The organism is Desulfovibrio sp. (assembly GCF_019424165.1).
In the GTDB taxonomy this organism is placed as follows: domain Bacteria; phylum Desulfobacterota; class Desulfovibrionia; order Desulfovibrionales; family Desulfovibrionaceae; genus Desulfovibrio.
On sequence record NZ_JAHZAA010000002.1, the window covers coordinates 126,661 to 137,762 of the forward strand.

Here is an 11,102-nt window from a genome sequence, read left to right on the forward strand (position 1 = left end):
ATGGAGATGGACTGGCTCGAAGGGCAGACAGACTTTACCCGTGCCTCCGGCACAGCCTATGATTTTGATTACCTGCTCGGCAGCGTGCATTTTATCGGGCACTGGGGTTTTGACGATGGCGCCGACCCGTGGAAAGCCATGTCGCAGGAAGAGTGCGAAATACAGTACACACGCTACTTTGAAATCTGGGAGGCCATGCTTGCCTCGGGGCTGTTCAATATCGCGGCCCACCCGGACCTTATCAAGATTTTTTCCGTCGAGCAGTTTCACATCTGGCTGCACAAGCCGCAAAGCCGGGAACTTGTGCGCCGGGGGCTGACCGCCCTGCGCAATTCTGGTATGAGTATGGAAATCTCATCCGCCGGTATACGCAAGGCATGCCGCGAAATCTATCCCGCGCCGCCCATCATGGTCATGGCTGCGGAAATGGAGCTGCCCATAAGCTTCGCCTCGGACGCTCACGTTACCGATGACGTGGGCTACGGCTTCGCCCGTCTTGCCTCTTACGCCAGCGCCTTCGGCTTCAGGGAGTACACGGTTTTCGACCGTGGTCAGCGCAGCGTCTACCCCTTTTAAAGCCTGCCGGATCACGGGCGCGCAGCCTTGCCGCACTGCGGCCTGCAGGCAGCCGCGCGCCCGGCATATGTAGAATGAAAGGCGGCAGCAGGAATACCCTATGTCAGAACCGCTTGTGACTATTGAAGACCTGAGTCTTTTTCTGCCCGGCGAATCCAGCCGGCGCTTTGTACTGCACCACATAAACTGGCAGATTGAACGCGGCCGTCACTGCGCCCTGCTGGGCGCCAACGGCTCGGGCAAATCCACCCTGCTGCGCCTGCTGCGCGGCGAGCTGTGGCCCGCCGAGGGGCATATCTGGTGGCATACGCCTGACGGGCGCGAAGAATCCCCCCTGGCAGGGCGGGCCATGACGGCCCTGGTATCTCCGACGCAACAGGAAAACTACCAGCGCCAGGCGTGGGACCTTACCGGACTCGATATCCTGCTCACAGGCTTTGAAGACACGCCCCTGGTGTACAGCGACGGCGGCAGTCAGGCCCAGGCCCGCAAGGACGCCGCCGTACACATGGCTGCCCGCCTTGAGGCCGAAGGCCTGCTTGACAGAACCATGCCCACCCTTTCCCAGGGACAGTTACGCCTGCTGCTTCTGGGCCGGGCGCTGTTGCGCGCGCCGTCCCTGCTGCTGCTGGACGAGTGCGCCGATGGCCTGGACGCCCGCCACCGCCAGATTTTTTTTGACGTGCTTGAAGAATGCGCACTGCGCAGCACCATCGTCATGACGGCGCACCGTCCCGGCCAGATTCCCGACTGGTGCGCGGAACGGCGTTACATAAGCCGGGGCCGCCTGTATGCAGTACCACCGGGGCAGGCTGAGGACGCTACGGCCAACAGGGCGGAAAGTGCCGCCGTCACGGTTGCAGGGCAGGCGCTTCAGGAGCAGGCGGACAAAAACGGGCCGGTTCCTCCCCTGCTGGACCTGGAAAATGTCACGGTGTTCATCGACAGGCAGGAAGTGCTGCGGCATATAGACTGGAGCATGCATCAGGGCGAACACTGGCGCATCAGCGGGGCCAATGGCTCGGGCAAGTCCACCCTGCTGCGCCTGCTGGCCGGAGACGAGTTTGCCGCTGCCGATGGCAGGCTGGAGCGCTGGCTACCCCGGCAGGGCGGGGCAGTGCGCACCCTTGCCGAAGTGCGCAAGGGCATACGGCTGGTTTCCGACCTTTCCCAGGCGCTGTACGGCTACTCCCTTACGGCACATGACATGGTCTGCACGGGTTTTGACAACAGCATAGGCGTGTACCGCAAGTTCAGCGCCGCGGAAAAAGCCGAGGCCCTGCGCCGCATGGAAGAAATGTTTCCCGAAGAAAGCTCGCAAGGCGTGGCGGATATCGGGCATCTGTCCATCCGCCGCCTGTCCACGGGGCAGTTGCGCCGCCTTTTTCTGGCGCGCGCCCTTGTGGGCGATCCGGACATCCTGCTGCTGGACGAACCGTGCTCGGGGCTGGATGCCGCAAGCCGCGCCCGCTATCTCGGCCTGCTTGACCTGCTGGCGGCCCGTGGCCTGCACATGGTTTTTGTTTCCCATCACGGCGAGGATGCCCCCCTGTGCATCAACCGCGAGGCACATATGGAAGACGGCCAGTTGCGCGTTGTCATCTAAACCCGCTGCTGGCTCCAGAAACAGGAAATCCCGCCATGAGCGGGATTTTCTGTTTAAACGGCACGCAAAAGCGTTCGCAATGCTATGCGCCGTCACCTTCGCCGGAGCCGCCTTTGCTCTTGCCCAGGCGGGAGCGCAGCACTTCGATGACAACAGGCAGCACGGAAACAATAACAATACCATAAACGATAATGCTGAAATTCTGGCGCACCCATTCAAGATTGCCCAGAAAAAAGCCTGCGGAAACGAGGCTGCCTACCCACAGAATGCACCCGGTCACGTTAAAGAAAAAGAACGTGCGGGGATGCATAAGGGCGATGCCCGCCACAAAAGGCGCAAAAGTGCGTACAATGGGTACAAAACGTGCCAGCACAATGGCCTTCCCGCCGTGGCGCTCGTAAAAATGATGGGCTTTGAGCAGATGCTCTTTTTTAATGAAGCGGCTGTCCCGCGAAAAAATGGCCGGGCCCACATGACGGCCAATGCAATAATTGACGGCATCTCCCAGAATGCCCGCCGCCAGCAGCACAAGCATCACTTCAGCATAGCCCATAAGGCCCGTGCCGGCCACCACGCCTGCCGCGAACAGCAGCGAGTCGCCGGGTAAAAACGGTGTGACCACAAGCCCGGTCTCGCAAAAAACAATAATAAACAGTATGGCGTAAATCCAAAGACCGTACTGCTCCACCAGTTCAAAAAGATGCACATCAATGTGCAGCACAAAGTCAATAAAATAGCTTACCATATCCATACGTTCGTATGCTCCCGGCCCATATTGTGGCGGCATGGACCCGCCCGAACGCCCTTGTACCCCAAGCCCGCTTGTGGCACAACACAAGCATGCGACAGAAATTTTCCGCACTGCTGGTCTTCTGCCTCGGCATTTTGCTGCTCTCTTTTTCCAACGCCCGTGCCGATTTTTATCAGGTAGGTTTTCGCACACTTGGGCAATGGGATGCTGAAAACGGCCTGCGGCTGGACGTGAACCTCTGGTATCCTTCGGTGCGTCCCCCACGCGACATCCAGTACGGCCCCTGGGAAATTTCAGCCGCCCGCGGGGGCAAGCCCGTGGAAGGACGTTTTCCGCTTATTCTGCTTTCGCACGATACGGCGGGATCGCGCTTTTCCTATCACGACACTGCCGCATGGCTGGCAGCCTGCGGCTTTGTGGTGGCGGCCCCCACGCATCCGGGCGACAATATGGACAACATGGATCTGCTCCTGACCTGGGAACAACTGGAAAGCAGGGTGCGGGAGCTTTCAGGCCTTATCTCCTTTTTGCTGAACGACCTGGAAGCCGAGCCTACCATCGACCATGAGCGTATCGGCGTTCTGGGCTTTGGCGCGGGCGGCACGGCGGCGCTCCTGCTGGGCGGCGCGCTCCCCGATTGCGAAGGCTGGAAAGATTACTGCGCGCAGGCTGGCAAGCACGACATGTATTGCAATATATGGGCGCAAAACCGCATGGACGGGCTCTGCCGCAGCCTGCCCCTGACAAAAAGCCTGGCCGATACGCGCATAAAGGCAGTGGCGGCAGTGGCTCCCGGTTTCGGCATGCTCTTTGGGCGGGATTCGTTCCGCTGGTTTTACCCGCCGCTGCTGCTTGTGGCCGCTTCCGGCGACAGCCTGAACAAAACCGCCCTGCATGCCCGCAAGATTTATGAATGCACAGGCAAAAAAGCCCGCTGGCTTGTTCTGGACAAGGCCGATGCCGGCGCGCTCATGGCCCCCTGCCCTCCCGCGCTGGCCGAGGAGCTGCCCGAACTCTGCCGCTCAGTAAACGAGAACGACAGAGAAGCCGTACACAAAAGCATGTTCGCCGCCTTGAGCGACTTTTTTCTGCACTATCTCGGCAGTGGTAAAAATCTGCCCCGCATTCCCGCCCCGCCGGACCTCAGCCCGCCCCTGCCGCCCAAACAGGAAAGCACTCCGGCGCCAGCGCAACAGATAAAACGCAAACGGGCGCAGTAACAGGATTTTTTTGCGACAGGTGATGTTCATACGGCCCATATCCTTGACAATTGTGCCGCCCCTTACTAAAGCTCTTTAAAGTGTGCGTGGTTTGGCATCACGCATTCACGAATGGTAAAATCATCAGCTTGACTGTTTGGCCGCACCGGATGTTACGGCCTGAGTAAAACAGCCTGGCAATGTTTTGCAATGCTGCCCCCGGCAGACAGGCAAACATCGCCGTAATGTAAGTTTTCTGCACGAAATGGCCTTGTTTGCGCAGCAACGCGGCCTTTTCAGAGCAATGGAAATATGGACGGCATGAAGCTACTGCCCCTTTGTATTCTGTGCCTCGCGCTCGTGATCGGGTCCACCCCGTATGCCGCACAGCCGACGCCCGCCCCCAAAGATACGGCCGAGGCCGAAAATGCTTGGGTCGTCATGCCTGCCGGGGCCAGATCGGCTTTTATGGGCATTCATGGCGGCACCATGCCTGTCAGTCTGCTGGTCTATGGCGACGGCACATCACTGGTGACCTTTGTGGGCCGCACAGGCAACGACTTTCTTGATATGCTGCGGCGCACGGACCTTCCCGTACCAAGCCTGCTCAACGCTACAGCACATAACGGAACCAGCGGCGGCGTGCTGCCCTCGGGCAAATCCAGCGTGCTTATGGCAGGCAACCCCAACAGCAGCATGCCCGTCTTTAACGTTACAGGAGAAAGACTATCCCATATGGACATGGCCCCTGGGCAACTGCAGCCCTTTGGCCTGTCGGACAAGCCTTTATCCATTGAAGGGGAGGTCAGCAGGCCGACCCACCTTTCTCCCGCCAAGCAGTACCGGCTATTTTTTCAGCCCCAGTACCTGCAGCCCCGCCGTCCTGTACGCTGACGGCAATCACGCGCCCCACGAACCCTTGCCGGCTTTGTAGCCATTCCTTTTTTATTTCTTTCCTTTCCGTCGCGGGAACTATGGAGCAGAATACCTACCTTTATAGAATAATTTGTAATTTATAGAAATTATGCTAAAATAATCCAGAATAACCAGCCAGAGGAGCCGACTATGCCACTTTCCAGTCATCACAAGGCAATGGAAAGATTGTATACATCCAGTATATCGCAAACCTCGTCCCGACCTGCGCAAAAGCTTTTTTCACAGGGTCTGAAACACCTTCTGGAAAACAGCCCGGCCTTTGATGCCTGCGTAGGCGAAGATAATCCCTTTTACCAGGAATTTGTTCTACAACTTCAAACCGGCGTCTGCCTGGAAGAAGACTGCCTGAGCCTTTTTGAGTGTCTGGCAATTTTCTTCCGCCTGCACCAGATGGCCGCAAACGGAATTCCGCTTGATGGCATTGAACGCAAGGTGCTTCACTACTTTGAAACCTGCGGCGAATGGCAACCCCAGGACCCCACCATCGTCAGCTTCTGGTACTGGTGGCGCATCCCCCTGCAGGCAACCCATTAAAACAGTGTAACCCCGGACCGACTGTGCTGACGGGCAAAAACATATCCAGTACGTGATTTTCCCATTGCCCGGCAAGTATTGAAGCGGCCCAGGCTGCGGACAGCCCGCAGACAACGTATATCTTCGTGCGGCTCTTTTACGGATATTTTCTGTCCCCCGGCGCCAACAGCCTTTTCCCGTAACGGGACATTTCCATACGTTTCACAGCCGGAATCCGACAGTTTTTTTGAGCCGCCAGTCAACTGGCATACTGGCATCACACAAAAACAAAAGAGCCGCCTGGATAACCAGGCGGCTCTTTTGTTTTTAACGCTTTATCGGAAAGGGCTTATTTTTTCAGATTGTCGGCCAGCAGTTCCGAAATGTGGTCGACCTTGATCTTCAGACCCTGCTTTTCAGCGCCGCCACGTAACTGCATGACGCAGCCGGGGCAGTCCACCACCAGGCGGTCGGCTCCGGTCGCCTTCATGTTGTTGACTTTCTTTTCCAGAAGCTGCGCCGATATTTCGGGGAACTTCACGGAATAGCTGCCGCCGAAGCCGCAGCAGACTTCTTCTTCCTCGCAGGGTACATATTCCGCCGCGTCAGCAATAAGCTCACGGGGGGCCTTTTTCACGCCCAGGCCACGGCAGAGGTGGCACGAAGCATGATAGGTGACCTTCTGCCCGGACTTGTGGAAGTCTTCGGGCTTGAGCCCCAGCACGTCATGCACAAAGGAGCTGAAGTCAATGACCTTGGCTGCAAAGGCCTGGCCTTCCACCACCGCGTAATCCTTGTCCAGGATCTGCGGGTAATGGTGCTTGAGGTGACCGGCGCAGCTTGCGCAGAGCGTGATGATGTAGTCGTAGTTACCGCCGCGGAAAGCCGCGATGTTCTGCTTTGCTACATCAATGGACGTTTTGCGCTGTCCCATCATTTCAAGGGGCAGGCCGCAGCAGGACTGCTCCATGGGGAATTCCACCGCCACATTTTTGGCGGCAAGAATTTTCACGCATGCTTCCAACTGCTCGGGGTAGATGAAGTCCTGGGCGCAACCGCTGAAGATGGCCACGCGCATGGTGGGATTCTGCACCCTGGGCGCAATTTCGGGCCAGCGGTCACGGAAGGACTTGTTGGCGATGGCAGGCAGCGCCTTGAAGTTGTGCTTGCCCATAAATATTGAGGGCAGGTGGCGCTGGAACTGCGTTCCGCGGGTAAAGGGCTTCTGGGCAAAGCTGGCGAACTTGAGCAACCGGTGGAAGAGCTTGCGGTTCTTCATGACGGCCGACAACAGGTTGGCTTCAATGGGAGCGCCCTGCTCTTCATTGAGGCGCGCGCGAATTTCGCGGATGAGGCGCGGCAGTTCAATGCCGCCGGCGCACACATTGGCGCAGGATTCGCAACCCATGCAGTTCTGGCTCAGAATGCGCGCGCGGTCTTTGCCGTGGAAGAAGTAGGTAAGAATAAGGCCAATGGCGCCGATGTAGATGTAGCCCATCTTGTGGCCGCCCACCAGGCGGTACACGGGGCAGACGTTGGCGCAGGCGCCGCAGCGCACGCAGCGGAATATCTGCTTGAACAGCGGATCCTTGGCAATCTCGGTACGCCCGTTATCCAGAAAGACCACATGCATGATCTTTTTGTCGTCGGCATTGGCCGCGCACGGGCCTGCGCCGCACATCCAGGTGACATAGGAGGTGATGCGCTGGGCAGTGGCGTTGCGGGGCAGCACCAGCAGGGCCGTGAGGGCGTCGTCCAGCTTGGCAACGAGCTTGTCCAGACCGGCAATAGCCACATGCACACGCGGCAGCGTGGTGACCATGCGGGCGTTGCCTTCGTTGGTCACGGTGGACACCGCGCCGTTTTCGGCCACGGCGAAGTTACAGCCGCTGATGCCCATATCCGCGGCAATAAACTTGCGGCGCAGTTGCACACGGGCCACCTTGACCAGGTGCTGCACGTCCGAATCCTGCTTCACGCCGGTGGCCTTGGTGAAGTCATCGGCCACCTGATAGCGCGAAAGGTGGATAGCGGGCATAACCATGTGGGAAGGGCCTTCGTGCCGCAACTGGATGATCCATTCGCCAAGGTCGGTTTCATCCACAATAAGGCCCTGGGCCTCAAGGGCAGGATTAAGCTCGATTTCTTCAGCGGTCATCGACTTGGATTTCACTACGCGCTTGACATTGTTTTCTCTGGCAATGCGCGAAATGATCTCGTTGGCTTCGGCAGCCGTAGCGGCGCGGTGCACATGCACGCCACGCTTTTCAGCCTCGGCCTTGAACTGGGCGTACAGTTCTTCCATGTGCTGACAGGCGTAGTCTTTGGCATCGGCCACCTGGGCGATAAGGGCGCGTTCGTCCACTTCCTTGAACACGGCTTCACGGTTGGCGCGGTAGGCCACGGCAAATGTGTCGAGGGTACGGCGCAGGAATTCGTCGTTCAGGGCTTCGTCCAGTTCCTTGTGGTAACCGGAGCTGCTTTTAAGGGCGTCATGCATGGGTTAGTCCTCCAGAAGAATGATGTGGAGTTCCAGCGGGCCATGTACGCCCACGGCAGCCACACGTTCGATATCAGCCGTGCGGCTGGGACCCGTCACCAGAGTGGTGTAGGTGGCCGGGGCCGAGTTCATGCGCTCACGCAAAAACTGGGCAATGGACGGCAGATCGGGATAAATGTCGGACTTGCGCAAAAGAATCATGGACACTTCAGAAATCATGCCCGCCAGGCGCACGTCTTCCTTGTCGGTATCCAGCATGCAGGTAGCGCTGGCCGCTACCCCGACAATACCCGTGGAAAGACCCACATCAATACCGGCAAGATAGTTGCGCAGCCCTTCGCGAATGCAAAGAAAACCCTTTTCGTCGCAGGCGGCGGCCAGGGAGGCGAAGTCCGCATCGTTGAGTTCAGGGGCAGCGACAACACGCTGCACCCGGGTAGGCACGTTATTGGGGCTCAAGGGGCCTTGGGCTGTGCCGGGTTCATCAGCCAGAATTTCAGCAGGAGCCTTGCTGGCGCACACGTCCACAACATATTGCAGGGCCGCGGCCATGGTGGGCACTTCCTGCACCACTGCGCTGACCGCCGCTGCCTTGGCGGCGAAGGCTTCGACCAGTTCCTGGTTCACAGGGGGCATAGGATTCTCCTTTCGGTCATCATGATTACGCGGCCATGCCGCGCCGCTCCGGCGGGAAATTTCCCGCCGGAGCGGCCGTTCTTATTTCAGGCTTTCAGCGTATATTTCAACGGTATGCTTGACGCGCACGCGGTCTTTATTATGCGAGAGCACGTCTTCAAGCTGCATCATGCATGCCGGGCAGCCCGCAGCCACAATCTCGGCTCCGGAGGACACCACGTTGTCGCGTTTGCGCTGACCGATCTTGCGTGAATAGTCATAGTGGAAAAGGTTGAACGAGCCGCCGCAACCGCAGCAGCGGTCGGCTTCGGCCATTTCCACCACCTTGTAGGCGGGGTTGGCCGCCATGACAGCACGGGGCTGGGCCACAACGCCCAGCGATTTCTTGAGATGGCAGGAGTCGTGATAGGTCACGGTAGTGGCGTTGCCCGCCGGAGCTTCGGCAGGCTGCACCTTGAGCACATCCACAAGAAAGGCGTTGATGTCCATGGCCTTGGCAGCAAGCTGTTCGGCCTTACGCAGTTCCGCAGCGCCGAGGCGTCCGGCGTAGCGGGGCCACAGTTCCTTTACAGTAGACGTACAGGAACCACAGGGGCTGAGAATGTAGTCAAAATCCGCACCGTCAAGGGCGCGCAGGTTGACCTTCATCTGTTTGACCATGCCCTCGGCATCGCCAGAGGACAGGGCAGGAATACCACAGCAGGTCAGGCCCTTGGGCATGAAGACCGCCACGTTGTGATGGCGCAGAACCTTGAGGCAGGCTTCGGCCATATCAGTATACATCTTGTCGCCCATGCAGCCCGGATAGAAAGCCACCTTGATGCCGCCGGCCGGGCGGCGTTCGTCAAGCGCGCCGTAGCGGGCGTGCAGGGGCTTTTTTGCCAGGGGGCGCATGTGGCGATCGCCCAGCATGAAGTTCAGCATGGGCGCACACACCGTGCCTTGAGCCGAACCCGTGCTGCGGAAGATCAGCCCCTGAACCGGAGCACCCATGCGCATGGCGAGGTTGAACACGCCGGGCTGCGGCAGCACCGCACGGAAGATCATTTTCTTGACCGGGTGCAGGCCCAGATAGGCGTTGACGATTTCCCGCGCCTCCATAAACACGTCCATAATCTGGACGCCGGGCGGGCAGGACGCCTGGCAGGAACCGCACAGAAGGCAGCGGCCCAGCTTGTCGGCCACGGCTTCGGGATCCTGGATCATTTCATGGGCCAGATTGTCGATAAGCGCCAGCTTGCCGCGCGCCACGTCGGCCTCCATACCGGAAGCGCCGAACATGGGGCACACGGCCTGGCACATGCCGCATTTCATGCAGGCCGTGACTTTGTCGTCCAGCGCCATAAGACGCTGGGCCAGTTCGTGCAGATTACTCATGTAAGGCTCCTAGATTCCCACCAGCTTGGTGGCGTTGAACAGGCCCTTGGGATCAAGGGCGCGACGCAGCCGCTGAGAGAACAGAATGGTGCCGCGCGAGGTTTCTTTTTCCATCCACTTGGCCTTGGCCGTGCCGATACCGTGCTCGCCCGAAAGCGTGCCGTGCAGCTTGAGGGCCACATCGAACATTTCGTCAATGGCCTCTTCCACACGGTGGAATTCGTCCTTGTCGCGCTTGTCGCACAGGAAGGTGGGGTGCAGGTTGCCGTCACCGGCGTGGCCGAACGTACCCACTTCAAGCTTGTACTTGGTGGCGATTTCATTAACGGCTTTCATCATGGCAGGAATCTGCGAGCGCGGCACGGTGGCGTCTTCAAGCACGGTAGTGGGACGGCAGCGGGCCAGAACGGGCAGCGCCATGCGGCGGGCTTCCCACAATTTGAACTTTTCCTCGGCGTCCTTGGGTACGTGCACGGCGGTGGCACGATTGGCCTTGAGCACGCGCTCCACAGCTTCGGCATCGTCAGCGACCTGAGCGGGATGGCCGTCCACCTCGATCAGCAGGATGGCTCCGGCTTCACGCGGCAGACCGGCCTTGGTGAAGTCGTCCACGCGCACGATGGTGTTATTGTCCAGAAATTCAAGTGTACAGGGTACAACGTGGGCGGCAATAATGCCCGCCACGGCTTCGGCGGCGTCCTGCACGTTGTCAAACACGGCCATCAGGGCCTTGGAGGCCTTCGGCGGGGGCACGAGTTTGAGAATGGCCTGGGAGATGATGCCCAGCGTGCCTTCAGACTGCACCATCATGCCAGCCAGGTTGTAGCCCGTAACGCACTTGACCGTGCGCGAGCCGGACTTGACCATCTCGCCGGTGGCGTCAAAAAATTCGATGCCCATGAGGTAGTCTTTGGTGACGCCGTACTTGAGGCCGCGCAGGCCACCAGCGTTTTCAGCAATGTTGCCGCCAATGGTCGACACGGCCTGAGAACCCGGGTCCGGGGGATA

The 11,102-nt window shown here is 59.0% G+C and carries 10 protein-coding genes; 5 read left to right on the plus strand and 5 right to left on the minus strand.

All coding sequences use genetic code 11. The annotated features are described in order from the left end of the window. Positions 1–576: PHP domain-containing protein (locus QZ377_RS01675; protein ID WP_291438942.1), on the plus strand; the 576-nt coding region annotated here is incomplete at its 5' end. Between the two features lie 100 nt (positions 577–676). Then, on the plus strand, positions 677–2,182 hold the full coding sequence (locus QZ377_RS01680) for an ATP-binding cassette domain-containing protein (RefSeq protein ID WP_291438943.1): 1,506 nt from the start codon (positions 677–679) through the stop codon (positions 2,180–2,182). A gap of 82 nt (positions 2,183–2,264) precedes the next feature. Here QZ377_RS01680 and QZ377_RS01685 read toward each other — a convergent pair whose 3' ends face one another. Beyond that, a complete protein-coding gene (locus QZ377_RS01685) occupies positions 2,265–2,933 on the minus strand; it encodes a DedA family protein (RefSeq protein WP_291439062.1) in 669 nt (222 codons plus the stop codon). 89 nt (positions 2,934–3,022) lie between these two features. Here QZ377_RS01685 and QZ377_RS01690 point away from each other — a divergent pair, with 89 nt between their 5' ends. From QZ377_RS01690 to QZ377_RS01700, 3 genes are all read left to right on the plus strand, one after another. Then, on the plus strand, positions 3,023–4,153 hold the full coding sequence (locus tag QZ377_RS01690) for a dienelactone hydrolase family protein (RefSeq protein ID WP_291438945.1): 1,131 nt from the start codon (positions 3,023–3,025) through the stop codon (positions 4,151–4,153). A gap of 300 nt (positions 4,154–4,453) precedes the next feature. Next, positions 4,454–5,026 carry a hypothetical protein gene (locus tag QZ377_RS01695; RefSeq protein WP_291438947.1) on the plus strand — a complete coding sequence of 191 codons (573 nt, stop codon included), beginning with the start codon at positions 4,454–4,456 and terminating at the stop codon, positions 5,024–5,026. 171 nt (positions 5,027–5,197) lie between these two features. Continuing rightward, positions 5,198–5,602 (plus strand): hypothetical protein, encoded by a 405-nt coding sequence (locus QZ377_RS01700; protein ID WP_291438948.1) that lies wholly within the window; start codon positions 5,198–5,200, stop codon positions 5,600–5,602. A gap of 328 nt (positions 5,603–5,930) precedes the next feature. Here the strand turns inward: QZ377_RS01700 and ldhH are convergent, their stop codons facing one another. The 4 genes from ldhH to QZ377_RS01720 form a co-directional block, all read right to left on the minus strand. Further along, a complete protein-coding gene (ldhH, locus tag QZ377_RS01705; RefSeq protein WP_291438950.1) occupies positions 5,931–8,081 on the minus strand; it encodes an L-lactate dehydrogenase (quinone) large subunit LdhH in 2,151 nt (716 codons plus the stop codon). Between the two features lie 3 nt (positions 8,082–8,084). Beyond that, on the minus strand, positions 8,085–8,717 hold the full coding sequence (locus QZ377_RS01710) for a lactate utilization protein (protein WP_291438952.1): 633 nt from the start codon (positions 8,715–8,717) through the stop codon (positions 8,085–8,087). 81 nt (positions 8,718–8,798) lie between these two features. Then, entirely contained in the window at positions 8,799–10,094 is a 1,296-nt protein-coding gene (locus QZ377_RS01715; protein ID WP_291438954.1) for a (Fe-S)-binding protein, read from the minus strand. 9 nt (positions 10,095–10,103) lie between these two features. After that, a partial coding sequence (locus tag QZ377_RS01720) for an FAD-linked oxidase C-terminal domain-containing protein (RefSeq protein ID WP_291438955.1) occupies positions 10,104–11,102 on the minus strand: 999 nt, incomplete at its 5' end.

What these genes read in the sequence shown, in the direction of transcription:
- QZ377_RS01710 (WP_291438952.1), bottom strand. Translation starts at nt 8,717, where the DNA reads ATGCCCCCTGTGAACCAGGAACTGGTCGAAGCCTTCGCCGCCAAGGCA.
- QZ377_RS01715 (WP_291438954.1), bottom strand. Translation starts at nt 10,094, where the DNA reads ATGAGTAATCTGCACGAACTGGCCCAGCGTCTTATGGCGCTGGACGAC.
- QZ377_RS01680 (WP_291438943.1), top strand. Translation starts at nt 677, where the DNA reads ATGTCAGAACCGCTTGTGACTATTGAAGACCTGAGTCTTTTTCTGCCC.
- QZ377_RS01690 (WP_291438945.1), top strand. Translation starts at nt 3,023, where the DNA reads ATGCGACAGAAATTTTCCGCACTGCTGGTCTTCTGCCTCGGCATTTTG.
- QZ377_RS01700 (WP_291438948.1), top strand. Translation starts at nt 5,198, where the DNA reads ATGCCACTTTCCAGTCATCACAAGGCAATGGAAAGATTGTATACATCC.
- ldhH (WP_291438950.1), bottom strand. Translation starts at nt 8,081, where the DNA reads ATGCATGACGCCCTTAAAAGCAGCTCCGGTTACCACAAGGAACTGGAC.
- QZ377_RS01685 (WP_291439062.1), bottom strand. Translation starts at nt 2,933, where the DNA reads ATGGATATGGTAAGCTATTTTATTGACTTTGTGCTGCACATTGATGTG.
- QZ377_RS01695 (WP_291438947.1), top strand. Translation starts at nt 4,454, where the DNA reads ATGAAGCTACTGCCCCTTTGTATTCTGTGCCTCGCGCTCGTGATCGGG.